The following is a 25,217-nucleotide window of genomic DNA, read 5'->3' on the forward strand; positions in this document are numbered from 1 at the left end:
CTCCTAGAGGGTGATCTCGCCGTTGAGGCCGAAGAAGTCGTGCCACTTGGCGCCGCCGCCGAAGCCGGTGCCGGTCGAGAGGCCCACGTACACGTCGTTCAGCGAGCCCTTGGTGAAGGTGACGATGTCGTCGCGGCCGTCCCCGTTGAAGTCGCCGGTGTACGGGAACTCGCCGCCGAGTGCGAAGAAGTCGTGCCACTTGACCGTGGTGCCGGTGAACGCGCTGCCCGTCGAGGTCGCCACGTACACGTCCGCGGCCGCGTTGTTGGTGAACGTCGCGATGTCCGCCTTGCCGTCGCCGGTGAAGTCGCCGATGCGGGGCGACTCGCCGCCGATGGAGAAGAAGTCGTGCCACTTCACCGACGTGCCCGCGAACCCGCTGCCGTTGGACAGCGCCACGTACACGTCCGCCGCCGCGTTGTTGGTGAACACCACGATGTCGGCCTTGCCGTCGCCGTTCACGTCGCCGACGCCGGGCACCTCACCGGCGAGCCCGAAGAAGTCGTGCCACTTCGCGGACGCCGTGAACGACGTCCCGGTCGACAAGGCGACATAGACGTCCGCGAGGTTGTTGCGGGTGAACGTGACGATGTCGTCCTTCCCGTCCCCGTTGACGTCGCCGACCGCGGGCACCTCGCCGCCGAGCGCGAACCAGTCGTGCCACTTGACGCCCGGCCCGAACGACGACCCGGTCGACAGGGCGACGTACACGTCGTTGAGCGAGCCGTGCGTGAACGTGACGATGTCGTCCTTCCCGTCGCCGTTGAAGTCACCGGTCAGCGGCGTCTCCCCGCCCGGCGCGAACCAGTCGTGCCACTTCACCGACGTGCCGGTGAACGCGGACCCGTTCGACAGCGCCACGTAGACGTCGCCCAGCGTGCCCTGGTTGAACGTGACGATGTCGTCGCGGCCGTCACCGTTGAAGTCGGTCGGCGACCCGGTGAACGCCCGCGCACCGCCGACCAGGCCACGCGCCTCGTCCATCATGGCGCGGGCCTTGGCCTCGGCCTGGTCGTAGCGTTCCGGGCAGCACGACCGCTGCACGCTCTGCGCCAGCAGGCCCGCGGTGTAGCTGGGATACAGCGGCTCGTTGCGCTGCGCCTGGACGAAGAACTGGGTGGCCGCGTACGACACGTCCATGATCTGCTCCGGCGTGCCCCAGCCCTGGCTCGGCCGCTGCTGGAAGACGCCGAGCGAGTCCTTGTCGCCGCAGTTCAGGTTGTTCATGTGCGACTCGACCCAGCCCGCCTCGAACGCGGCGAGCATCACCTTCGGCGACACGCTGCGGTCGAGCCCGACCTGGTAGACGATCCGGATCACGTTCGGGTCGTGGTTGGCGGGGATGCTCGAACACGCCAGTGGTTCCACCGACAGCGGCACGTGGTCGCCGGGTGCCACCGGGTCGGCCGGTGCGGCCGCTGCGGGCAGCCCCATCCCGGTCAGGGCAAGCACGGCCACGCCGGCGAGCGCGCCGCGTCTCCAACTGTTCATCGCGAATCCTTTGTTCAGCAGGGATTACTCAGAGGACCCGTTCGCCGGTCAGCCCGAAGAAGTCGTGCCACTTGGCGCCCGGCCCGAAGGCCGTCCGGTTCGACAGCGCCACGTACACGTCGTTGAGAGAGCCCAGCGTGAACGTCACGACGTCGGTGACGCCGTCGCCGTCGAAGTCGCCGGCGTACGGGAACTCCCCGGCCAGGCCGAAGAAGTCGTGCCACTTGACCGTGGTGCCGCTGAACCCGGTGCCGGTGGAGGTCGCCACGTACACGTCCGCGGCCGCGTTGTTCGTGAACGTCGCGATGTCCGCCTTGCCGTCACCGTCGAAGTCGCCGACGCGGGGCTGCTCGGCACCGAGCGCGAAGAAGTCGTGCCACTTCACGGTGGTGCCGGTGAACGCGGACCCGGTGGAGGTCGCCACGAACACGTCCCCGGCCTCGCCCCGGGTGAACGTGACGACGTCGTCCTTCCCGTCGCCGTTCACGTCACCGACCGCCGGGAACTCGCCGCCGACCGCGAACCAGTCGTGCCACTTCACGCCCGCCCCGAAGGACGACCCGGTCGACAGCGCGACGTACACGTCCCCGGTGGTGCCGCGGGTGAACGTGATGATGTCGTCCTTGCCGTCGCCGTTCACGTCGCCCACCGCCGGGATCTCCCCGCCCAGCGCGAACCAGTCGTGCCACTTGAGACCGGCGCCGAAGCCCGTCCCGGTCGACAGGGCGACGTAGACGTCGTTCAGCGTGCCGTGGGTGAACGTGACGATGTCGTCGCGGCCGTCGCCGTTGAAGTCGCCGGTCAGCGGTGTCTCCCCGGCGGGGGCGAAGAAGTCGTGCCACTTGACCGACGTGCCGGTGAAGCCGGACCCCGTCGACAGCGCCACGTACACGTCGGCGAGCGAGCCCTGGGTGAACGTGACGATGTCGTCGCGGCCGTCCCCGTCGAAGTCCGTCGGCGAGCCGCCGAACATGGTGCTCGCGCCGCCACCACCGCAGTTCCCGCTGGTGTGGTAGGAGATCGACGAGCTGTAGCGCAGCGCGACCCCGTCGATGACGATCGGCTGGTTGACCCCGTCGGCCTCCTGCTCGTAGTGCAGGTGCGGGCCCGTCGAGTTGCCGGTGCTGCCGACCTTGCCCAGCTCCTGCCCCGCGACCACGTACTGGCCGCGGCGCACGCTGAACGCGGACAGGTGCGCCACCAGCGAGGTCCAGCCGCCGCCGTGGTCGACACGCACGTGGTTGCCGTAGCCGGTGGACCCGGACACCACGTCGATCACCGTGCCCGCCGCGCTGGCGAGCGCGGGCGTGCCGTGGTCCTCGGCGCCCGCGAGGTTGAAGTCGATCGCGTTCACGACCTCGCTGTCGTGGTGGTAGTACTGCCGTTGCTGGCCGCACGGCCACGGGGCCCGGAAGTCCGGCCGTGGACCGGCGGCCATCCGCATCGCCTTCGGGGTGTCGTCGGCCCAGGGTGCGCTGGGGCCGTCGACGACGGGGGCCGCGGCGGCGATGGCGGCGGTGACGGGGAGGAGGGCGACCGAGGACACGGCCGCCAGGATTCGTCTGGCGCGCATGGGAGTCGTCCTGTCAGATCGTGGGGCGGGGGATCTCGCCGGTGGCGCCGAAGTCGTCGTGCCACTTCGCCGACGTGCCCGCGAAGGCCGAGCCGGTGGAGGTGGCCACGAACGCGTCCGCCGCCGCGCCGCCGGTGAACGTCACGATGTCGGCGCGGCCGTCGCCGTTGACGTCGCCGAGCCCGGGCAGCTCGGCGCCGACCGCGAAGAAGTCGTGCCACTTCCACGCGTTCTGCACGAACCGGCCACCGTCCGACAGGGACACGAAGACGTCGGCGGCGGTGCCGCGCGTGAAGGTGACGACGTCGTCGCGGCCGTCGCCGTCGACGTCCGCCGCGCCTGCCAGCTCCTGCCCGACCGCGAAGTTGTCGTGCCAGAGCCAGCCGTCCTGCACGAACGCGGCGCCGTTGGACAGCGACACGTACACGTCGCCCTGGGTGCCGCCGGTGAACGTGACCACGTCGTCGCGGCCGTCGCCGTCGAAGTCGCCGACCGCGGGCCGCTCGTCGCCGACGCAGAAGTGGTCGGCCCACTTGACACCCGGCCCGAACGACGACCCGGTCGACAGCGCCACGTAGACGTCGCCCGCGGTGCCGCAGGTGAACGTGACGATGTCGTCGCGGCCGTCGCCGTTCACGTCGCCGACGGCGGGCTTCTCCGTGCCGACGGCGAAGAAGTCGTGCCACTTCTGCGACGTGCCGGTGAACCCGGTGCCGTCGGACAGCGCGACGTACACGTCGGCGGCGTCGCCGCGGGTGAACGTCACGACGTCCGAGCGGCCGTCGCCGTTGAAGTCGCCGGTCAGCGGGACCTCGCCGGTGATCGAGAAGAAGTCGTGGCCCTTGACCTTCGCGCCGAACGCGGTGCCCGACGAGGTCGCCGTGTAGACGTCGTTCGTCGTGCCCTGCGTGAACAGCACGGCGTCGTCGCGCCGGTCGCCGTTGACGTCGGTGGTCACGGGGAACCGCGTGGTCGCGCCGACCACACCGGACGCGGCGCCCGCGTTGCCCGCCCGGTCGACCGCGACGACGCGGTAGTACCGGGTGCTGTTGGCGGGCAGCGGCCCGTGCCGGAAGCTCGGCGTGGTGCTGGTGCCGACGAGGTTGCCGCCGGAGATCGGCACGGACGAGCTGGTCGAGGCGTACACGCGGTAGGCGGCGACGCCGACGTCGTCCGTGGCGGGGGGCCAGCTCAACGCGACCGCGTGCGTGCGACCGCCGACGACCGGCGTCGCGACCCCGCTCGGTGGCGTGGTGTCGGTGAACGGGGCCACCAGGTTGATGGCCTGGTACCGGCTCGCGGTCCAGTCCGGCCCGCTGGGCACGAGCCGGACCGTGATGCTCGACTTGCCCGCGGTCAGCGCCGCGGGCAGCGTGAAGTCGTCGTCGAGCCAGCGCTGCGACTGGTTGCCGAGCGCCTGCACCCAGGTGCCCGCGCCCGCGCCGTCGACGGTCACGGCGGCGGTCTGGTACGCGGCGTTCTGGTCGCTGGTGCGCCGGATGCGCACGCCCTGGTTGCCGGGGTCGACGGCGAGCCGGAAGCTGACCGCGCCACCGGTCGACCGGACCTGGTCGGTCACCCCGATGTGGTCGTCGTCGCCCTCGTACACGCTCGTCAGCCCGTACTGCGTGGCGGCGCCGGACTCGGTGTAGGCGTGCGCGGCGCGACTGCCCGCGTCGCCGACGGCGATCGTGTCGGTGGTGCGGTTCGCGAGCTGCGGCTTGGTGTAGAGGAAGGCGGTGCTGCTCTCCGCGACCGGGTAGTCGTTCTGCGGGCCGTGCTCGATGCCGAAGCGCAGGCCCGTCGAGTAGGCGACGGCGTCGCCGATCTGCAGCCGGTACATGGAGTCGCACTCGACCGCGCACGTGGCCGTGCGGATGCGGTGGCCGGTGTTGCCGGTGAAGACGCCGGAGTACTCGCCGCGGTTGAAGTACCAGCCGGACTCGTAGTAGTCCTCGGTGCCGGTGCCGTGCCACTGCGGGGTGAGCGACCCGTCGACCTGCACGCGCTCGTCGCCCTCGAGGTACCCGCGCTCGTTGCCGCCCGCGATCGAGTTGCGGACCACCTGCGTGACACCGAGGAAGCGGCCGCGGCCCGGCTGGTCGGCGAGCAGCCAGTCACGGGCCTGCGTGGTGGTGCCCGCACGGGACTGGGTGGTGAAGTACCCGGCGCCGCCGCCCGGCGCCAGCTCGGCGGTCCACTTGCTGTTGGGCGCGTGCGTGACCTGGGTCTGGATGCCACTGACGGTCGCGCCGGTGGTGTTGGCGACGCTCAGGGTCGCGGAACTGGCGTAGGGCATCATCCACCAGGCGCTGTACCACCCGCCCGGCGCGGGATCCATGGCGAACATCAGCGAGCGGACCTCCCGCTCCCCGAGCCCGGCGCCGAAGAACTCACCGAGCGGCGCGTCCACAGTGGACCGCCCGTCGAAGGTGGCCCGGATGCGGAGCCCGTTCAGGTTCCCCTCGCCGGCCAGGTTGTCGGGCACGCGGATCCGCACGGCGGTGACGGCGCCGGGCCCGGTGAGACTGGCGATCGTGGCGGCGCCACCGGCGCCGGGCGAGACCGTGGCGCTGACGGTCGTCGCGCCGGGCTGTGCGGGCTTGGGGTCCTGGCGGCCGGCGTTGCGCAGCAGGGCGATCACGTCGTTCGCGGGGTCGGCGGGGTTGAACCGCGTGATGCCGGCGGCGTCGGCGAACTCGCGGTAGCCGACGTGGTAGAAGAGCGGGTTGCTGGTCGTGGTGATCAGCATCGAGTCGCGGTAGGGCATGGGCACCTTGATCGTGACGCCGCCGGAGGTCTGGCCGGCGTTGGTCACGAGCGGGAAGGCGAACGGCGCGCCGAGGTCCCCGTCGACCACCCGCTGCAGGCTCGCGTCGAGCACGGTCACCCCGTCGAGCACGATCCGGATGTTGCCGGTCGCGGTGACGTTGCCCTCGTCGCGGGTGAACCAGATCGACTGCACCTCACCGGGCCCCCGGTCCTCGGCGAGGACGCAGCCGGGCCCGTTGGTGCGCAGGCAGGAGTAGCGGCCGACGAACCCGTCGTCGTTGGTGCCGTTGCGGCCGAAGCTGGAGAACTGTTTGGTCTGCGAGCCGGCCGCGAGATCGGGCAGCAGGTCCAGCCGCCGGTAGGTGTCCCACCCCACGGCCCCGTTCCCGGCCCGGGGCTCAGCGGCCGAGGCGGAGACCGGCCCCACCCCGAGAACGACGAGGGCGGCACAGAGCAGAACGGCGATTCTCGACATCGAGGACACCTTTCGATCAACCGCGAAGGCAGGGGACGGTCGATACGACCCGGGTAATCGTTTACCCGAGGTGCGGTCAAGTGTCCGGTTGGTTACTCGGTGACGTCAATAGGCTATATGGCGGTACCAATTCACAAGCAGCCGTCTTCATGCGGCTTATGGCACTGTGGGGCCGCCCCTGGCCGGAACAGGACACCGCTGGGAGGCGGCGTCGTGCCCGGAAGACATCTTCGAGACATCCGCGGTGCCATGAAAGCACCTTCGGGCCATTGGCGCAGGCCGCCGCACCGCACCGGGCGCGACGCGCCCGGCCCGCGAAGCGCGGCCTACCCAAGCCGAGCGCAGCTCACCAAGGGACTGCTGCCTGCCATCCCGGAGACCAGCCCCTCCGGCGAGGACGCCCGTCCGGCAGGACGCCCTCCGGCGAGGACAAACCCAGGACGGCGACAACCCCGACGCGCGCCACAACCTCAGGAAGCCCGCCCACGCTTCTGATGACGCTCCAGCGCGTTGGCCGACTTCCGGACGTGCCGACGAGCGAGCCGCTCCGCCTGCTGCTGCTGACCGGCGGCGATGGCGGCCACGATCTCCCGGTGCTCGACCAACGCCGCGGAGGGCCGCCCGGGCACCCGGGCCGACGTGGCCCGGCCGAGCCGCAACTGCCCGATCATGTTCTCCGCGACGTGCTGCAACCGCCTGGACCCGGCAGCGGCGAGGATCTCCTGGTGGAACTGCCCGTCGAGATCGCTGTACCCCGCCAGGTCGCGGGCCTCGACCTCCGCGGCCTGCGCCGCGACCAGCGCGGTCAGCCGCTCCACCAGCGCCTCCCGCGACGGCAGTGCCGCCGCGCGGCGGGCCGCGATGCCGTCCAGGACCTCACGCAGCTCGTACAGCTCCTGCATGTCGTCCCGGTCGACCTCGGGGACGAAGAAGCCGCGGTGGGGGTGGAGCACGAGGAACCCCTCCCGCTCCAGCGCCGTCAGCGCCGCCTTCACGGGGGTGGCGGACAGGCCGAACTCCTCGCAGAGGGGCCGCACGGTCACGTGTGCGCCCGGCGCCAACCGCCCGCTGAGGATGGCCTGGCGCAGCTCCCCGTACGCCATGCTGCTCAGGGTGCTCCTCGGCAGCGACATCGCCGTCCTTCCCGCTGGTCAGTGACGTGGAACACGGTACAGAGGCACCCGCGCGAGCCGATCAGGGGTTCATCCCACACTATTGAATCTAATATTGCACGCCGGATCGAGCCGGTGGTAGGAACGTCGGGCAGGGTCGCCGGCGCCCCTGATTCCCCCGTACACAAAGGATCTTCGTTGACCGAGCCATGGCACAGCGCGCTGTCCCACTTGGAGTGTGGGCGATGCGGCACGCGCTACGACGCGGACGTGCCGCAGAACCTCTGCGCGTGCGGCACTCCGCTGCTCGTCCGGTACGACCTCGAGCGCGCGGCCGCCACTGTGTCCACTTCGGACATCGCGGGGCGGCGGCCCGATCTGTGGCGCTACCGCGAGCTGCTCCCCGTCCGCGACCGCAGGCACGTGGTGACGCTCGGCGAGGGCATGACCCCGATCCTCCCGCTGCGCTCCTACGGCGCCCGCATCGGCGTGCCGGACCTGCTCGTCAAGGACGAGGGCATGCTCCCGACCGGCAGCTTCAAGGCACGCGGCGCGGCGGTCGGCGTGTCCCGCGCGCTGGAGCTGGGCATCGACAAGATCACCATGCCCACCAACGGGAACGCGGGCGCGGCGTGGGCGACCTACGCGGCCCGCGCAGGCCTCGAGTCGCTGATCGTGATGCCGCAGGACGCCCCGCGGATCACGCGCATGGAGTGCGTGCTGGCCGGCGCCCGTCTATACATTGTGGACGGTCTGATCGGCGACGCGGGCAAGCTCGCCGCACAGGCCGTCACGCACGGCTGGTTCAACACCTCGACGCTCAAGGAGCCCTACCGCATCGAGGGCAAGAAGACGATGGGCCTGGAGATCGTCGAGCAGCTCGGCTGGCGGATGCCCGACGTGCTCGTCTACCCGACCGGCGGCGGCGTCGGGCTGATCGGCATCCGCAAGGCGCTCGACGAGCTGGTCGCGCTCGGCTGGCTCACCGGCAAGCTGCCCAGGCTGGTCGCGGTGCAGTCGTCGGGCGTCGCGCCGATCGTGCGTGCCTACGAGCAGGGCGCGGACACGGCGGAACCGTGGGAGAACGCGGAAACGGTCGCGTTCGGCATCAACGTGCCCAGCGCGATCGGCGACTTCCTCATGCTGTCGGCCATCCGCGACACCGACGGCACCGCGATCGCCGTCGACGACGCGGAGCTGCTCGCCGCGCAGGCGGCCTGCGCGGGCACCGAGGGCGTGCTGATGTGCCCGGAGGGCGCCGCCACGCTCGCCGCCGTCGCCCGGCTGCGCGAGAGCGGCTGGCTCGACGGGTCGGAGGAGGTCGTGGTGCTCAACACCGGCAGCGACCTGAAGTACCCGCACACGGCCACCTACGACGAGCCGCCGGTGCTGGCCAAGGACGCGGAGCTGCCACTGTGAGGCGGCACTTCTCGGCGCCACCGTGCAAACGGCCCCCGGAGCGCCGCCCACCACCGGCACCGCGCCCGCCCGTCACGGCACCACCCGTGGTCCCGCCGCCGCCCAGCGGCCGCCGGATCGTGTAGGGACTCCGGTCACGCGCTCTGCGCGTTGCGGCGCCGGGACAGCTCGTCGTCCCAGCGGGGTCGCAGGTAGTCGTCGATCCCTTCCATGAGCCGGGCGACGTCCTGCTGCGGCCGGACGACCAGGCGCAGGAAGTTGTTGCTCATGCCCAGTTTGTTGCCGCACTCGCGGATGAACACCTGGTGGCGGCTGATCAGGTGGTCGCGCAGCTCGGTGCCGTCCACGCCGGGGCCGAGCTTCACGAGCAGGAAGTTCGCCTGCGACGAGTACACCGACAGCTCCGGCACCCGCGCGAGCTGCATGCCCATGCTGTACCGGTCGCGGGCGAGCAGCCGCAGGCTCTCCCGGTACTCCGCGCCGTGCGCGCCGAGCATGAACACGATCGTCTCGGCGAGCGAGTTCAGGTTCCACTTCGGCAGGGCGCCGCGCATCTTCCGGGCCAGCCCGGGGTTCGCGACGAGGTAGCCGAACCGGATACCGTGCAGCCCGAAGTTCTTGCCGAGGCTCTTGAGCACCACCACGTTCGGCCGGATCACCGCCTCCAGCGCGACGGACGGCGCGGGCTCGGCCTCCACGAAGTCGATGAACGACTCGTCGATCACCACGAGGTCGAGGTCGGCGAGCTCGTCCATGAACCGGATGACCTCGCGGCGCGGCAGGTACCCGCCGTCGGGGTTGTTGGGGTTGCACAGCACGGCGGCGCGTGCGCCGCGCGACCGGATGAACCGCACGTACTCGTCGACGCTGAGCTGGAAGAAGTCCACCTCCCGCAAGGGGAACATGTCGACCCGCTTGCCGGTCTCCATCGGCTGGTCGGTCCACCGGCCGAAGGTCGGGATGGGGACAGCGACGCTCTCGTGGATCCACAGGTGGTCCATCCACGTGATCAGCTCGGTGGAGCCGTTGGCCATGGCGAGGGTGGCCGGGTTGAGCCCGAGCACCCGCGCGAGCTGGCGGGTGATCGTGTCCGCGTCGCTCGGGTAGAACTTGAGCAGCGTCTCCAGGTTGTTCGCCAGCTCGTCGAACATCTCGGGCGTCGGGAAGTACGGGTTGCACGGGATGCAGAAGTCGACCAGCTGCCTGCCCTGCTCCCCCATGCGCCGGGACAGCTCGAAGAACGACGGACTGTGCGCGGTCTGCGAGAACATCCCCGAGTCCACACCGTTGGGCACGCGATCACTTCCGTTCGGTCGTCGGGCAGGCCCCGCCACACCACACACGTACGGATCGCGGACGCAGTTCACAGGAAAAGGCGCGACGATGCGCCCGGTGCGGGAACGAACGGATGGCGACGACGAACGGCGACGTCACGCCCGCGGTCGCCGTCCGCGGCCCGCGGGCGCTACCGGTTCCACGACCTCATCCGCGACCACGTCCGCGGCCTCGCCGCGAGCCGCCCGGCCCCCGCGGTGGACGACGCCATGACCCGGCTCCTCGCCCACCACTCGACGACGGCGAGAACAGCGGACGGTTCGCCGGGGCGGAGGCCGCCCTGACGCAGGCACTCGCCCTCGCCCGCCTCGCCGAGGCGGACGTCCTGACCTTCCTCGGCGAGCTGCACCACGTCACCGGCGCCACGACACGCGCACGCCGCGTTCGTCGAGGCGCTGGCGATCCACGCCGACATCGGCGACGAGTGCTTCGCGCGGTGGTCCGCCACTCTCGTCCGCGGCCCGCACCTGCAGGTACCGGGGTCCGCGGGGATGCCGCGCGGACGGCGACCGCTGCCGAGTTCATGTGGGCCCACTCCCGGGCACGTGAGATCCGGTGGGCCTCGCTCACCGTCACGTCCCCCTATCGGACGCGGTCGGGTGTCACCTGATGGGGCTATTGATCACCCTCCCGCACCATCGCCTACCGTCGAAGCAAGCAGAATGGTGCGAACCGTACGAGATCGGGAAAGGGCGAGTCGAGGCGCGGATGAAAGCCAAGAAGGTCTTGCTGCTCGCGGCTGCGGCCGTCCTGATCTACACGCTGATCGCCCACCCCACGCAGCTCGGCGACGGGGTGCAGGCGATCTTCGGCTGGGTCGGGGACGGTCTCGAGGCCATCGTCGCGTTCCTCAAGAGCACGGTGGACTGACCGGCCGGTCCGGTCACGGCGTGCCTGCCAGCTCCGGTTCGTCGGCCTCGGCCTCCTGCTTCGCGGACAGCGAGCGGGAGCGCAGGAGGCTCGCGACGGTCGTGACGGCCAGGACCGCGACGATCACGCCGAGCGAGAGCGCGATGCCGATGTGCGGGACCGGGAACGTGATCTCGTCGATGTGCGAGCCGTGCAGCGCCTCGATGATCAGCTTGACGCCGATGAAGCCCAGGATGACCGACAGGCCGTAGCTCAGGTACACGAGCCGCTCGAGCAGCCCGCCGATCACGAAGTACAGCTGCCGCAGGCCGAGCAGCGCGAGCGCGTTCGCGGTGAACACGATGTAGCCGTTGGTGGTCAGGCCGAAGATCGCCGGGATCGAGTCCAGGGCGAACACGACGTTGGCGATGCCGAGCGCGCTGACCACCATGACCATCGGCGTGAACACGCGGCGGCCGTCGACCCTGGTGACGATCCTGCCGCCGTCGTAGTGGTCGGACGTCGGCAGGACGCGGTGCAGCGCGCGGACCACGGCGTTGTCCGGCACCTCCGGCTCGTCGTCGCCACCGCCCTCCTTGGCGACCTTGACCGCCGTGTAGATCAGGAACGCGCCGAAGACGTAGAAGATCCAGTTGAACGCGGCCAGCGCGGCGGCGCCCGCGGCGATGCACGCGCCGCGCAGCACGAGCGACAGCACGATGCCGATGAACAGCACGCGGTGCTGGTGCTGCTTGGGCACGGCGAACTTGGCCATGATGATCACGAAGACGAACAGGTTGTCCACCGAGAGGCTGTACTCGGTGACGTACCCCGCGAAGAACTCCGCGCCGGTGCCGGGCCCGGCGAAGATCAGCAGCGCCAGCCCGAACAGGACGGCGAGGCCGACGCACGCGGCCACCCACAGGCTGGCCTCCCGGACGGTCACCTCCCTCGGCCGCCTGCCCACGACGACCAGGTCACCGACGATCAGCGCGGTGAGCCCGACCAGCGTCGCCACCCAGACCCACACGGGGAATCCCATGGAAAGACCGCCTCCCTTTTTCCACGTCGCGACAGCTTAGCGACGGGGGACATTCCGGACGCCTTTTCGTGACGAGGAGAACCCCACGATAATCGCCGAGCATACAGTATGCAATCAAATCCGAGAATCTCGGCCCAATGCGCCGAAAAGGCACACCGGGCCGAAATCAGGCAAAGCGGGACGATCATACCCTGCGGACCACGTGCAGCAGGTACTCCTTGCGGTTGAGCGGGTTGTGGTCCGACCGGGGCCGCTCCGGCGGCGGTCCGGCGACCTCCCGGTAGTGGTCGAACCCGCTCTCGAACACCCCTTCCCCATGCGTCAGCGTCGGCAGTTTCCGCGTCAGGGAATGCACTTTTTCCGCCGGAATGTCCCCTTCGATCACATATGTTCGCTGCGCGACTTTCGTCGTCAACGGAATGGCGCGGTGCCGCGCGAGCACGGGCATCACGGCGGTCGCCGAATCGGCGGGCACCGCCAGGCGGAACCGGTGCACGGGTTCGAGCACGGCGGTGCCCGCCTCGGCGAGCGCGGCCATCAGCACGAGCGGCGTGAGGTTGCGGAAGTCGCCCGCGGTGCTGGACATGCTCTTGTCGAAGGTGCCGTGCGCGTGGCTCTGGCGCGCCCAGTACCCGGAGTGCGTCATGGTGACGAGCACGTCGGTGACCTGCCAGCCGTGCAGGCCCTGCCGCAGCGCGGCGTGCACGGTCTCCTCGACCGCGGCGAAGAACGCGTACGGCATCGAGCCCAGCTCGACCCCGAGCCGGAACCCGGTCCCCGACCCCGGCTCGACCCGCAACCCGACGGTCGCGAGGAAGGGCCCGGTGCCGATCAGCTCGACGGCGTGCCCGGTGCCTGCCGGCCGCTCCACGTGGATGGTCGTGGACTCGCGGAAGGTGACCTCGATCCCGTACTCGTCGAGCAACGTCGCGCCGATGACCTCCTTCTGCACCTCCCCGTAGAGCGAGACGGACAGCTCCTCGTCCTGGCGCAGGTTGATGAGCGGGTCCTGCTCGGCCAGCTCGGTGAGCGCCGCGTGCAGCGCGCCCCCCTTGGCGGGGTCGACGGCCGTCACGACGGTCTCGAGCGTGGGCGGGGCGAACTGTCCACCGGCCACGCCCGCACGCCCCGGAACCGCCGGTGCCGTCCGGTGGCGTGGTTCGCGGGGGCCGGCGGCCACGCCCAGCACGTCACCGATCCGCACGTCGAGCCCCTGCACCCGCGCGATCTGCCCGCCGGACACCTCGGCCGCCCCGGTCGACACCTCCCGGATCGCGGTGACCTTCCCCGCGTCGAGCCGGTCCCGCACCCGCAGCGTGCCGGCGTGCATGCGGACGTACGCGATCTTCTCCCCCGCCGGGCCCCGCTCGACCTTGAACACCGTGCCGGACACCGGGCCGTCGACGGGGGCGGACGTGGGCAGCAGCTCGGTGAGCGCGGCCATCAACGCCCCGACGCCCTCGCCGGTGATCGCGGAGCCCGCGAAGACCGGGTGCACGGTGACGTCCCTGGTCCGCGCCGCCAGCCGGCCGGGCACCGGTCGCCCGTCGAGGTAGGCGGCGAGCACGTCGTCGTCGTGCTCGGCGAGCGCCTCGACGTCCCCGGGCCGGACAGCGGGCGCGAGCTGGTTGAGCCGGCGGATCACCCGGTCCGGGTCGGCGCCACGCCGGTCGGTCTTGTTGACGAACACCAGCGTGGGGATCCGCAGCCGCCGCAGGGTCCGCAACAGGACGCGGGTCTGCGCCTGCACCCCCTCGACCGCGGACACGACGAGCACGGCCCCGTCGAGCACGGCCAGCACCCGCTCCACCTCGGCGATGAAGTCCGGGTGGCCGGGGGTGTCGATGATGTTGACGGTGACGCCGTCCAGCGGGAACGAGACGACCGCGGACTTGATGGTGATCCCGCGCCTGCGTTCCAGGTCGAGGGAGTCGGTCTGGGTGGAACCGTCGTCGACGCTGCCGAGCCGGTCGATGACGCCCGCGTCGAGCAGGAGCCGTTCGGTCAGGCTGGTCTTACCGGCGTCGACGTGCGCGAGAATCCCCAGGTTGAGGGTGTGCATTCATGTCCTCTGCGTAGGCGGCAGCTGGCTGGGTGGACATGAAGGCAACTCGCATGACGGGACCCCCTGGGTTCTGGTGCGTCCAGGAGAGCAGCCCGGTTCGGGCAGCCGCAACCGATTTGTGCTGACATGGGGACGTGACCACTCTTCTCGTGCCGTTCCACCAGGACGAACGCCTCGACCTCGCCGTGCCCGCCGACGTGGTCGTCGAGCCCGAGCTGCCCGGCGGGGACATCTGGGCCACGCTGGCCGTGCTCTGCCGGCACGTCGCCGACACGATCCGGCCGGGCGACACCGTGATCTCCGGGGACTGCCTCGTCGCCGCGGGAGTGCTGGCCGGGCTGCAGCGGGCGGGCGTCGACCCGGTGGTCGTCTGGTTCGACGCGCACGGGGACGTGCACACGCTCGACACCACGACGTCCGGCTACCTCGGCGGCCTGTCGCTGCGCCTGCTGCTGGGCGCGCACCGCGACCTGCTCGCCGACCGCATCGGGTTGCGGCCGCTCGCCGAGGACCGGGCCGTGCTCGTCGACGCGCGCGACCTCGACCCCGCGGAGGTGGACTACCTCGGCACGGCGGGCGTCCACCGCGCCACCGTGCACGACCTCGACGGGATCCCCGAGGGTCCGGTCCTGCTGCACGTCGACGCCGACGTGATCGACTCCGGCGAGCTGACGGGGCTGCGCTTCCCCGCTCCGGGCGGCCCGTCCCGGGACGACGTCGTCGCCGCCGTGCGGCGCATCCGCGCCACGCGGGAGGTCGTCGCGCTCGACATCGCGTGCACGTGGCGCTCCGGACAGGGCGACGTCTCCCTGGTCGCGGACATGACGGCGCCGCCGGGACGGTAGCCCCGGCGGCGCCGTGTGACGGACTCAGTTCCGGATGATCGTGAACGTCGTCGTCGTGTTCCTGATGTCGACCGCGTTGTTCGTCATCACCAGGTTGGTGAAGGTCGCCGAGCCGCGGGCCGGGCCCTCGCCCGGTTCGGGCAGCTCGTTGGCCCAGATGGCGAACCCGGACTTGGCGTCGTAGGCGTCACCGCTCTTGCGGGCACCCGAGATGGTCACGTTCGTGAAGACCGTGTCCGCCACCGGGTACAGCGGCTGCCCGCCGACGTAGTCGGTCTGGAACATGATGCCGTGGTACGTCGGGTCCACGATGTCCACATCGGACACTCGGATGCCCTGGAACACCTTCGTCGCCGAGTAGATCCAGATGCCGGGGAACGTCTGCGCGCCCCAGAAGTGGCCGCCCGCCCTGACCACCGACACGTTCTCGAACCGCGTCGGGGGTGAGGCGCCGAACCCGTTCATCGGGATCCCGAAGTCCAGCGAGCTGATCGTGATCCCCGAGTACACCAACGTGTCCGCGACGTAGAGGTTGCGGAACACGTTGTTGTACCCGCCGTACACCGCGAACCCGGCGGCCCGCCACGTCAGTATGGACGTCAGGTTCTCGAACGTGTTGCCGGTGACCTCACCGCCACCGCCGTCCTGCGCGTTGAACAACGCGAACGAGTCGTCGCCGGTGGCGCGGGACTCGTTGTTCGACACCAGGTTCCCGGAACTGCCGTTGGTCATGTTGATGCCGTCGGCGAACATGTTGCGGATGCGGTTGTTCCGCAGGGTCATGTTGTCGGTGTTCGCGCCCCAGTACAGGCACACCATGTGCTCGACCCAGATGTTCTCGATGGTCGACCCGGAGATGCCGTTGAAGTCGAACACCTTGCCGGGCCCGTCGATCCGCGACGTGTAGTTGCCGAAGTAGGAGAACCCGGAGAACACCGAGCCGTTCGCCGACGACTCCGCGCGGAACCCGACGTCCGTGTTCTCCTGCGTCGACGGCGCGTGGAACCGCGTGTACCACGGCCCCGCGCCGACGACGCGCACCGGCTTCAGGTACACCTGGAACTTCGACGACGTCTGGTAGTCGCCCGGCGGCAGGTACACCCCGACGAGGTTGCCCGTGGTGTCCATGCGCACCTTGTCCAGCGCGTTCTGCACGTCCTGGTGGCCGAACCCGGTCGGCACCACGTACCGCGCCGGGTCGGGGTTCGCGACCGGCGCCACCTGCTCCAGGCTCACGAAGTCCACCGCGAACGTGCCGCTGTTCGCCGCGTCCTTCTGCAGCCGGATCTTGGTGCCCGCCGGGAACGACGCGTTCAGCATGACGTTGGACTCGTCGTAGATGTGCCGCGGACCGCCGGCACTCGGCGAGTTGCCCGGCGACGCCTCGTTGCCGTACAGCCACGCGTACTTCGACGTCACGTCCAGTGCCTTGTGGAACTGCCCGTTCACGTACACGTTCAGCGTCGAGCTGGTGCCGCCGCCACCCGCCGAGTCCGGGATGGACACCCGGGCGACGAGCGTGTTGGTCGGCGCCTTCGTCGTCCACTCGACGTAGGCGCCGGTGCCGTTCAACGTGACCGCGCGCCGCCCGGACGCCTCACCCGCGAGGTCGCCGACCGTCCTGTTCGGACCGATCACCGCCGCGCCGCCACCCGGCACGCCGTCCTCGGCCTCGTAGGTGTCGTACGGCATGTTCGCGCCGCGGCCGACGAACAGGTTGTGCGTCGAGGTGTTGTTGCCCTGCTTGGCGGCCAGCTCGTTCGCGTCGTTCGCGAGCACGACCTTCACCGTGTACCGGCCGTTCGCGGCGGTCCACGAGCCGAGCGCCACGGGCGCGGTCGTCGCACCCGCCGCGATCGTGCCGGTGAAGGCGCCGGTCAACGTCCGGACCACCGCACCCGTGGTGGCGTTGGTGACCGTCAGCGTGATGCCGTGGGCGCCGCTCGCCGACGCGACCGTGCCCTGGTTGCGGATCGCCACCGAGAAGTTCACCGCCGCCCCGCTCTGCGGGTTCGTCGGCGACCAGCTGACCGGCGACGCGACGAGGTCGGACGTCGGCACGGCCGTCACCACGAGCGACGACGGGCTGGTGAACGCGTTGTTGGTCTCGTTCTTCTCGACGACCACGTTGTCCTCGTCGACCTTCGCGGACGGCGCGTAGCTGCCCGCGTCCCGCGCGCCGATGTTCGCCGTCACCGTGGCCGTCGCGCCCGCGGCCAGCGCGCCGACGGACGCCGTGCCCACCTTCGTGGTGCCCAGGTAGAAGTTCACCGAGGTGGCGGCGGACTGGCGGTCACCGGCGTTGCGGACGGTCGCCGACAGGGTGACCGGGTCGCTCTCCGACGGCGACGTCGGCGACCACGTGAGGCCGCTGACCTGCAGGTCCGGGTTCGCGGCCGGTGCGCCGATCACCTGGAACTCGGCCACCTGACCGGCCGGTGCGCCGGTGTTCTGCGTGAACTGCAGCCGCACGTCCGCGGCCTCCGCGGTCACCGGGATGGTGACCGTGTTGCCGGACGACGGGCTGAAGTTGTACTGCTGCGCCGCCACGAGCGAGGTGAACGCCGTCCCCGACTGGTCCCGCCCCAGCACCTGGATGGTCTGGGTGCGTGCCGCCCACACCGGGTCCGGGTTGAGCTTCACGACGACCGACGTGATCGCCGCGTTCGCGCCGAGGCTCACGGTCAGCGTGTTCGGGTACCCGGCGTTGCCCTCCCAGTAGGTGGTGACCGAGTCGTCGTTGGCGTTGGTCGCCACGAACGTGTGCACGTAGCCGGACGCCACGATCGGCTTGCCCACCGCCAGGTTCGTCCCGGAGCTGGTGCCGGTGCGGGTCACCGAGTTGCTGTTCGGCGACTGGTTGCCCGCCGCGTCCCGCGCCCGCACGAAGTAGGTCACGGTCGCGCTCGCGGGCTGGCTGTCCGTGTACACCCGCGTCGAGGCGTCCACAGAGGACCGCAGCGCGCCGTTGGCGTAGATGTCGTACGCCGTGACGCCGACGTTGTCCGTCGACGCGTTCCACGTCAGGCGGATCTGGCCGCTCGCGGGCTGGGTGAACGCGAGCCCGGACGGCGCGGACGGCGCCTGGGTGTCACCGGTCGACGGCCCGTAGACCTCGAACTCCGACAGCTGGCCGGCAGGCCAGCCGGTGTTGGCGGTGATGTGCAGGCGCACGTACCGCGTGGTCACCGCGGGGAAGTCGATCGTCACCGTGTTGCCGGTCGCCGGGTCGAACCGGTAGCCGGTGGCGGCGACGAGGTCGGAGAAGTTCTGGCCGTCGGTGCTCTGCCGGACGACCAGGGTCTGGGTGCGCGCCTCCCAGTTCGATGGCAGCTTCAGGACGATCCGGTTGGTCGCGACCGACGAGCCGAGGTCGGCCTGCACCCACTGCGGGAACGCGTTGTTCTGGCTCTCCCAGTAGGTCGCCTGGTTGCCGTCGGCCGCGTTGGACGCGACGTACGGCGCGTTGTTCGTGCTCGCGGTGACCGACTGGACGGCCGCGACGAGGTTCGTCGTGGACGCGGTCGCCCCGTACACCTCGAGCGCGGACAGCTGCCCGCGCTGCGGGAACCCGACGCGGACGTACCGGGCCGTGGTCTCGCCGAGCGGGACGGTGACGGTGTTGCCGCTCTTCGGGGAGAACACCCGCGCGGTCGCGCCCGCGGCGGTGGCGAAGGTCCGCCCGTCGACGCTGGTCTGCACGGACATCAGCTGGCTGCGGGCCGACCAGCCCGCCGGCAGCCGCAGGGTGGCGTGGCCGAGGCGGGCGGCCTTGCCGAGGTCGACCTGGACCCACTGGTCGCCGCGCTTCGCGCTGTCCCAGTAGGTGGCCTGGTCGCCGTCGTTGACGTCGGCCGCGGTCGCGGGGTTGGCGGAGGAGGTGACCGGCTTGCCGAGCGCGAGGTCGGGGGATCGCTCCGCGGCGGCGGCCGGTCCGGTCGTCGTGACCAGACCGAGGAGGAGTGCCGTGGCGGTGCACCACGACAGGAGGGGCTTCGCTCTCATCGCGTCGCTCTCATCTTTGAGGGCAGGGGCAGGGTTTGATCGATATTTGCGTAGCTTTGCTCAATTTTTGCATCGATCAAGTCACAGAGTTGCCCAAGTGCTACCTCAAGTCAAGAGTCGACATCGGACCGTGCCGGAACTCAGCGTGACGGGATGGTGGGAGATTTGCCGACGCCGTCCGTCATTCGGCCTATTGTCGCCCGTTCGAGTGGCCGATACGTTGCGATGACGCACGAGCGCTGGGGGCAACGGCGGACAACCACATAGCTTCAGCACGTACTCACCCGGAGCCGGGGTGGGCACGGCCGGACACCCCTTCGCGCGCAACGACGGAGGTGTCTGGGGTGCGAAGAATCGGAGTCGGTGTCGTCGTACTGGGCATGGTGGCCGCGACCACCACCGCCCAGGCCGCGCAGGCGGAGCCACGAGGAGGGACGGACCGGCCGACGACCACCATCACGCTCGTCACCGGCGACGAGGTCGTCCTCGTCGACGGTGAAGCCAAGCAGGTGAAGCCGGGCCCGGGACGGGACGGCATGCAGTTCTCGGTGCGCAGGAGCGCCGACCACCAGTACGTGATCCCCGCGGACGCCGTGACCGCGGTGGCACAGGGCCGCGTCGACCGGCGGCTGTTCGACCTCACCACGCTCACGGAGTTCGGTTACGACAAGCGCGCCACCGTCCCCGTGATCGTCACGGGCGCGGGCGCGAACCGGGTCGCCGCGCAGGGCCGTGCGCTGCCGAGCATCGACGGGTACGCCTACGACGCGGAGAAGGGCGCCGCGTGGCGGCACCTCACGACCGCCCGCGGGATCGGCAAGATCTGGCTCGACGGCAAGCGGGAGGCCGTGCTGGACCACAGCGTCCCGCAGATCGGCGCGCCCGCGGCGTGGGCAGCCGGGTACACGGGCGAGGGCGTCAAGGTCGCGGTGATCGACACCGGTGTCGACCAGACACACCCCGACCTCGCCGACCGGGAGATCGCGGAGGCGAACTTCTCCGAGTCCCCCGACAACGTCGACCACTTCGGCCACGGCACGCACGTGGCGTCGATCGTGGCCGGCACCGGCGCGAAGTCCGGCGGCAAGTACCGCGGTGTCGCGTCCGGCGCGCAGATCCTCGACGCCAAGGTGCTCGACGACTTCGGCGGCGGTCTCGAGTCGTGGATCATCGCCGGCATGGAGTGGGCGGCCGAGCAGGGCGCCGACATCGCCAACATGTCGCTCGGCGGCGGTGACACACCGGACGTCGACCCGCTCGAGGAGGCCGTGAACACGCTGTCGGCCGAGTACGGCACGCTGTTCGTCATCGCGGCGGGCAACTCGGGCGCGGACGAGACGATCGGCTCGCCGGGCAGCGCGGACGCCGCGCTCACCGTCGGCGCCGTCGACCGCGACGACGAACTGGCCGGCTTCTCCAGCCGCGGCCCGCGCACCGGCGACGGCGCCATCAAGCCCGACGTGACCGCGCCCGGCGTGGACATCGTCGCGGCCTGGCACGCCGACGGCACCATCGGCCCGGAGGTCGAGCCCGGCTACACCGCGCTGTCCGGCACGTCGATGGCCACCCCGCACGTCGCGGGCGCCGCCGCGCTGCTGGCCCAGCAGCACCCGGACTACACGGGTGCCCAACTGAAGGCGGTCCTCTCCGCGTCGGCCAAGCCGCACCCGGACCTGACCGCGTTCGAGCAGGGTTCCGGACGCATCGACGTGACCCGCGCGATCACGCAGACCGTGGTGACCGAGCCGACGAGCGTCAGCATCGGCACGGTCCAGTGGCCGCACGACGACGACGTCCCGGTCAGCAAGACGCTGACCTACCGCAACCTCGGTGCCGCGGACGTCACCCTCGCCATCACGCTCGACACGGACGCGCCCGCGGGCATGTTCACGGTGAGCGCCGACGAGGTCACCGTCCCGGCGGGCGGCACCGCCGAGGTGACGGTCACCGGCGACGCGGGTGCCGGCGACGTCGACGGCTACTTCTCCGGCGCGATCGTCGCGACCGCGGGCGATTCGGTCACCCGCACACCGGTCGCGGTGAACCGCGAGGTGGAGAGCTACAACCTGACGATCGAGTCGCTCGACTCGACGGGCGCGCCCGCCGCCGACTACGGCCTGCTGTTGTTCGGCATGGACAACCCCCACTTCTCGTTCCCGTACGACGAGGACGGCAGCGTGGCGGTCCGCCTCCCGAAGGGCACCTACCTGCTCGACAACACGATCATCGAGGGCACCGAGGAGGCGCCGCACTTCAGCCTGCTGGTGCAGCCGAAACTGGTGCTGGACAAGCACATGACGGTCACCATGGACGCACGGGCCGCGAATCCGGTCAGCGTCACGCCGCCCGCCGAGGCGGCGCTGGTGCTCGGCGACATCGGCTACGCGGTGTCCGCCGAGAGCGGCGGCCTCGGTGCCGCGTTCCTCACCGACGACCTGAGCCGCATCGAGACCGCGCACCTCGGGGAGAAGCTGCCCGGCACCGCGTTCACCGCGAAGGTCAACACGCAGTGGTCGGCGGAGGACGGGTCGTTCTACGGGCTGGCGTGGTTCCCGCACGGCGGCATGCCCACCGGGTTCACGAAGGTCGTGACCCGCAAGGACGTGGCGACCGTGCGCGCCGACCACGGCGCGGCGACGGCGGGCCGCACCGGCGGCAAGGTCGTCTTCCCGTCCCCCGCGGTCGGCGAGGGGTTCGTGTTCGGCGTCGAGACCCCGGTCGCGCTGCCGAGCAGGCGGTCCGAGTACGTCACCACCGACAACGCGCGGTGGCAGGGCGTGCTCGTGCAGTACCACGGTGAGGACACCGAGGCGCAGTTCACCTCGCCCGTCAACACCTACCGCGCGGGCAGGACGTACCACTCGTCGTTCAACCACGGCGTGTTCGGCCCGGCGTTCACCGACGACGGCTTCGCGGGCGGCTGGATCTTCCGGTTCGCCAACGAGTTGTACATCCAGCCGCCGCTGTTCTCCGACGCCGCGGCCAACGCGGGGTTCTCGACGGTCGACTCGGCGTCGGTGACGCTGTACCGCAACGGTGAACGGGTCGGTTCCACCGACGAGCCCTCCGCGTTCTTCGAGGTGCCCGCGGAGGACGCCGAGTACCGCGTCGCGGTGACCGCGACCAGGCCGGCCGACGCGTTCGACGTGAGCACGTCGGTCAGTGCGGAGTGGACGTTCCGCTCCGAGTTCGTCGACGAGGAGACGTTCGTCCCGGTGACCGCGTCCGCGATCCGGTTCACGCCACGGCTGGACGGCGCGAACTCGGCCCCGGCAGGCGTGCCGTACCTGATCCCGGTCACGGCGCAGCGCAACGGGACCGGTGCCACGGAACGGCCGCGCACGCTGAAGGTCGAGGTCTCCTACGACGAGGGCAAGACCTGGAAGCGGGCCGACACCATCCTCAACCTCGTCGCGGTGGTCCACCACCCGGCGAACGCCGAGACGGTGTCACTGCGGGCCACGGCCACGTCCCGGGACGGCGGCAAGGTGACCGAAACCGTGCTGCGGGCCTACAAACTCCGGAAGTGAGTGACCAGCCCGCGGTCGCCGTCCAGCACGTGGAAGGCGACCGCGGGCGGTAGGCCGTAGTCCAGCACCTCGGCGCTCTCGAAGGGGAGCACCGCGGTGGAGACCACGCCGGGCGCCACCACCAGCGGGCGCCCGGCGAAGGTCGACACGGCCCCGGTGTGCGCGTGTCCACACAGGACCGCGACGACGTTGTCGTGCGCCAGCACGACCTCCGCCAGCCCGTCGGCCTCGTGCAACCGGATCCCGTCGACGAACGGGATGCCCAGCTCGCGCGGTGGGTGGTGGAAGCACACCAGCGCCGGGTCGTCGGTGGTCAACGTCTTGTCGAGCCAGGCGAGCGTCTCGTCGTCCAGGTGCCCCTCGTTCCGCCCGGGGATCGAGGAGTCGGCCATCGCGATCGTGTACCCGCCGATCCGGTGCACCCGGTTGACCGGTCCGTCGGCGGCGGTCTCCCCGAGCAGCCCGGCGCGGAACGCACCCCGGACGTCGTGGTTGCCGGGGCAGGTGGCGACCGGGAAGCGAAGCGCGGCGAGCAACTCGCGGACGGTCTCGTACTCCTCCGGGAGGCCGTGATCGGCCAGGTCACCGGTCACGAGCACCCCGTCGAGCTCCCCGTCGATCCCGTTGAGCCGCTCGACGACGTCCCGCGCCCGCCGCAACGCCCGGGCACCCCCGTCCCCCCGGTCCTGCCCGATGTGCAAGTCACTGATGTGCGCGAGAATCACGGTTCACCACACTAAGTCGGCGGCACGCGGAGCGCCATGCCCGGCCGCGCGATGTAGTCGGTGACATCGGCGCGACCGTGACGGGTGGCCGATGCCCGGACATGGGTGGATCCGGCAACAGCTCGGCTACGACGTAGCGCCTACCACCACGCGGCGGGGTCGCTGCCCGGGAGCCGGGGACCGGACAGGTCCACGGTCGCGCCCGGGACGCGGATGTGCCGCAGGCGGCCGAAGTCGCTGTCCGTTTCCGTCAGCCACGGGGTTGGGTCCACGTCGGGCACCGGGTCGCCGTGGCCGAGGTCGTGGAGCCATTCCGCGGTTCTGGCAAGGGAAACGCGCACGTGCCACGAACCGCCGCGGGCCAGGGCGGTCATCGCGCCGTGGGCGGCCAGCCAGCCGGTGCCGTGGTCGAGTGCCTGCGCTGGCAACGGGTTCGGCGGGTCGCCCGCCGCGATGCCCGTCGACATCTGGACGAGGCTGTCGAAACCTCGCCGCGCGCGCCACGGGCCGGTGTGGCCGTACGCGGACAGGCTCACCGTCACGGTGCCCGCCTCTGCCAGGTCCTCCGCGGTGAAGCCCAGCGCACCCGGCCGGTACGACTGCACGAACACGTCCGCTGCCGCGGCCAGTGCGCGCACGCCGTCGAGGTCCGTCGTGCACTGGCGTTTGCCGAAGTCCGTGTCCCGCACCAGGTCCAGCAGCACCGGCCGGCCGGGCGGGGTCACGTGCAGCACGTCCGCGCCGTGCGCCGCCAGCACCCGGCCGCACACCGGCCCGGCGATCACGTGCGTCAGGTCCAGCACCCGCACACCCGCCAGCGGGGCGTCGCCGCCGCGCGGACGCTCGGGGCCGGGGCCGAGATTTTCCAGCGCCACCAACGGTTCCGAGCGAACGGCCGAACCCTGCGCGGCCAGCCACGACTCCCGCGTGCGCAACGCCGCCGCGGCCCCGCCTTCAGCCAGCACCGCGTCCTCCACCGCCACCGCGGGCATCCGCGCGACCGCCGGCGCCGGGTCGTCGCCGAGGGCCCGGCGGATGGCGTCGGCGTGGTGCGGGTAGTTCGCGTGCAGCCGGACCCAGCCGTCGGCCGCGCGGTAGTCGCCCGACAGCGGCGCCCACAGGGGCGACGGGTCGGCGCCGGGCACGCGGGTGTGCCGTTCGCTGCGGAACGCCTCGAACGCGTGCGCCGGGTCGATCGCGGGCGCGGACCTGCCCCACAGGTCGTAGGCCGCCTGCGTGGCCATGGTCACGCAGGTCGCCGCGAGGTCGGTGACGCGGTACGCCACTACGGCAGGTTCGTCACCAGCTCGGACGGGGCCACGCGGGTGCCCGTGTAGAACGGGATCTCCTCGCGCACGTGCCTGCGCGCGGTGCTGCCCCGCAGGTGGCGCATGAGGTCCACGATCCGGTGGAGTTCGTCGGCCTCGAAGGCGAGGATCCACTCGTAGTCACCGAGGGCGAAGGACGCCACCGTGTTGGCGCGCACGTCCGGGTAGTCGCGGGCCATCTTGCCGTGCTCGGCGAGCATGGCGCGGCGCTCCTCGTCGGGGAGCAGGTACCACTCGTACGACCGCACGAACGGGTACACGCACACGAACTTCCTCGCCTCCTCGCCCGCGAGGAACGCCGGGATGTGGCTCTTGTTGAACTCGGCGGGCCGGTGCAGCGCGACCTGGCTCCACACCGGCTCCGACGCGCGCCCCAGCTCGGTGCGGCGGAACCCGGCGTACGCCGTCTGCAGCTGCTCGATCTCCTCGGCGTGCCACCAGATCAGGTAGTCGGCGTCGGCCCGCAGGCCTGCCACGTCGTACACGCCGCGCACGACGACGCCCTTGTCCGCCAGGCCGTCGAAGTACTCGCGCACCTCGGTCGCGGCGGGCTCACGGTCGTCCCCGAGCGGTGAGGAGACCCGGAACACCGACCACATGGTGTAGCGGATCGTGTCATTCAACTCGGCGTAGTTCAGGCGGGCCATGCCC

16 protein-coding genes are annotated in these 25,217 nt (G+C 71.0%); 4 read left to right on the forward strand and 12 right to left on the reverse strand.

Annotated elements, in window-relative coordinates; genetic code table 11:
• Positions 1 to 3: 3 nt before the first annotated feature.
• The 4 genes from ACYQ77_RS30455 to ACYQ77_RS30470 all read right to left on the reverse strand — a co-directional run bounded on the left by ACYQ77_RS30455 (position 4) and on the right by ACYQ77_RS30470 (position 7,414).
• Positions 4 to 1,491, reverse strand: coding sequence for an FG-GAP repeat domain-containing protein (locus tag ACYQ77_RS30455; RefSeq protein WP_459717194.1), 1,488 nt, complete (start codon positions 1,489 to 1,491; stop codon positions 4 to 6).
• A gap of 28 nt (positions 1,492 to 1,519) precedes the next feature.
• A complete protein-coding gene (locus ACYQ77_RS30460) occupies positions 1,520 to 3,064 on the reverse strand; it encodes an FG-GAP-like repeat-containing protein (protein WP_459717196.1) in 1,545 nt (514 codons plus the stop codon).
• 13 nt (positions 3,065 to 3,077) lie between these two features.
• Positions 3,078 to 6,311: a DUF2961 domain-containing protein gene (locus tag ACYQ77_RS30465; protein ID WP_459717198.1), complete on the reverse strand. Its 3,234-nt coding sequence runs from the start codon at positions 6,309 to 6,311 to the stop codon at positions 3,078 to 3,080.
• Between the two features lie 470 nt (positions 6,312 to 6,781).
• Complete coding sequence (locus ACYQ77_RS30470) at positions 6,782 to 7,414, reverse strand: GntR family transcriptional regulator (RefSeq protein WP_459717200.1); 633 nt, start codon at positions 7,412 to 7,414, stop codon at positions 6,782 to 6,784.
• 144 nt (positions 7,415 to 7,558) lie between these two features.
• On the opposite strand from ACYQ77_RS30470, the gene ACYQ77_RS30475 reads away from it, so the two are divergent.
• Positions 7,559 to 8,842 (forward strand): threonine synthase, encoded by a 1,284-nt coding sequence (locus ACYQ77_RS30475; protein ID WP_459717202.1) that lies wholly within the window; start codon positions 7,559 to 7,561, stop codon positions 8,840 to 8,842.
• A gap of 134 nt (positions 8,843 to 8,976) precedes the next feature.
• On the opposite strand, the gene ACYQ77_RS30480 is transcribed toward ACYQ77_RS30475, so the two are convergent.
• Positions 8,977 to 10,137: a pyridoxal phosphate-dependent aminotransferase gene (locus tag ACYQ77_RS30480; RefSeq protein ID WP_459717203.1), complete on the reverse strand. Its 1,161-nt coding sequence runs from the start codon at positions 10,135 to 10,137 to the stop codon at positions 8,977 to 8,979.
• Positions 10,138 to 10,307: 170 nt separating this feature from the next.
• Positions 10,308 to 10,625, reverse strand: a complete 318-nt coding sequence (locus ACYQ77_RS30485; protein ID WP_459717205.1) for a hypothetical protein — start codon at positions 10,623 to 10,625, stop codon at positions 10,308 to 10,310.
• Positions 10,626 to 10,885: 260 nt separating this feature from the next.
• On the opposite strand from ACYQ77_RS30485, the gene ACYQ77_RS30490 reads away from it, so the two are divergent.
• Complete coding sequence (locus tag ACYQ77_RS30490) at positions 10,886 to 11,047, forward strand: hypothetical protein (protein ID WP_459717207.1); 162 nt, start codon at positions 10,886 to 10,888, stop codon at positions 11,045 to 11,047.
• A gap of 13 nt (positions 11,048 to 11,060) precedes the next feature.
• Here ACYQ77_RS30490 and ACYQ77_RS30495 read toward each other — a convergent pair whose 3' ends face one another.
• Complete coding sequence (locus ACYQ77_RS30495) at positions 11,061 to 12,068, reverse strand: TerC family protein (protein WP_459717209.1); 1,008 nt, start codon at positions 12,066 to 12,068, stop codon at positions 11,061 to 11,063.
• A 184-nt stretch (positions 12,069 to 12,252) separates the two neighbouring features.
• Positions 12,253 to 14,130, reverse strand: coding sequence for a GTP-binding protein (locus ACYQ77_RS30500; RefSeq protein ID WP_459717210.1), 1,878 nt, complete (start codon positions 14,128 to 14,130; stop codon positions 12,253 to 12,255).
• 137 nt (positions 14,131 to 14,267) lie between these two features.
• Between ACYQ77_RS30500 and ACYQ77_RS30505 the strand changes: the two genes are divergently transcribed.
• Positions 14,268 to 14,978 carry an arginase family protein gene (locus ACYQ77_RS30505; RefSeq protein WP_459717212.1) on the forward strand — a complete coding sequence of 237 codons (711 nt, stop codon included), beginning with the start codon at positions 14,268 to 14,270 and terminating at the stop codon, positions 14,976 to 14,978.
• A 24-nt stretch (positions 14,979 to 15,002) separates the two neighbouring features.
• Here the strand turns inward: ACYQ77_RS30505 and ACYQ77_RS30510 are convergent, their stop codons facing one another.
• Positions 15,003 to 18,983 (reverse strand): discoidin domain-containing protein, encoded by a 3,981-nt coding sequence (locus tag ACYQ77_RS30510; protein WP_459717214.1) that lies wholly within the window; start codon positions 18,981 to 18,983, stop codon positions 15,003 to 15,005.
• 344 nt (positions 18,984 to 19,327) lie between these two features.
• On the opposite strand from ACYQ77_RS30510, the gene ACYQ77_RS30515 reads away from it, so the two are divergent.
• A complete protein-coding gene (locus ACYQ77_RS30515) occupies positions 19,328 to 22,513 on the forward strand; it encodes a S8 family serine peptidase (RefSeq protein ID WP_459717216.1) in 3,186 nt (1,061 codons plus the stop codon).
• Here ACYQ77_RS30515 and ACYQ77_RS30520 read toward each other — a convergent pair.
• The 3 genes from ACYQ77_RS30520 to hemQ all read right to left on the reverse strand — a co-directional run bounded on the left by ACYQ77_RS30520 (position 22,495) and on the right by hemQ (position 25,213).
• A complete protein-coding gene (locus ACYQ77_RS30520) occupies positions 22,495 to 23,238 on the reverse strand; it encodes a phosphodiesterase (RefSeq protein ID WP_459717218.1) in 744 nt (247 codons plus the stop codon). The two genes, ACYQ77_RS30515 and ACYQ77_RS30520, sit on opposite strands and share 19 nt — an antisense overlap.
• Before the next feature lie 140 nt (positions 23,239 to 23,378).
• Entirely contained in the window at positions 23,379 to 24,524 is a 1,146-nt protein-coding gene (locus ACYQ77_RS30525) for a CoA transferase (protein WP_459717220.1), read from the reverse strand.
• A complete protein-coding gene (gene hemQ / locus ACYQ77_RS30530) occupies positions 24,524 to 25,213 on the reverse strand; it encodes a hydrogen peroxide-dependent heme synthase (RefSeq protein WP_459717222.1) in 690 nt (229 codons plus the stop codon). Before hemQ ends, ACYQ77_RS30525 begins: the two co-directional genes overlap by 1 nt.
• Positions 25,214 to 25,217: the final 4 nt, after the last annotated feature.

Source organism: Actinophytocola sp. KF-1 (genome assembly GCF_054661535.1).

Excerpts from the sequence above, each read along its gene's own strand:
- ACYQ77_RS30455 (WP_459717194.1), bottom strand. The coding sequence starts at position 1,491 with ATGAACAGTTGGAGACGCGGCGCGCTCGCCGGCGTGGCCGTGCTTGCC.
- ACYQ77_RS30460 (WP_459717196.1), bottom strand. The coding sequence starts at position 3,064 with ATGCGCGCCAGACGAATCCTGGCGGCCGTGTCCTCGGTCGCCCTCCTC.
- ACYQ77_RS30465 (WP_459717198.1), bottom strand. The coding sequence starts at position 6,311 with ATGTCGAGAATCGCCGTTCTGCTCTGTGCCGCCCTCGTCGTTCTCGGG.
- ACYQ77_RS30470 (WP_459717200.1), bottom strand. The coding sequence starts at position 7,414 with ATGGCGTACGGGGAGCTGCGCCAGGCCATCCTCAGCGGGCGGTTGGCG.
- ACYQ77_RS30490 (WP_459717207.1), top strand. The coding sequence starts at position 10,886 with ATGAAAGCCAAGAAGGTCTTGCTGCTCGCGGCTGCGGCCGTCCTGATC.
- ACYQ77_RS30495 (WP_459717209.1), bottom strand. The coding sequence starts at position 12,068 with ATGGGATTCCCCGTGTGGGTCTGGGTGGCGACGCTGGTCGGGCTCACC.
- ACYQ77_RS30500 (WP_459717210.1), bottom strand. The coding sequence starts at position 14,130 with ATGCACACCCTCAACCTGGGGATTCTCGCGCACGTCGACGCCGGTAAG.
- ACYQ77_RS30510 (WP_459717214.1), bottom strand. The coding sequence starts at position 18,983 with ATGAGAGCGAAGCCCCTCCTGTCGTGGTGCACCGCCACGGCACTCCTC.
- hemQ (WP_459717222.1), bottom strand. The coding sequence starts at position 25,213 with ATGGCCCGCCTGAACTACGCCGAGTTGAATGACACGATCCGCTACACC.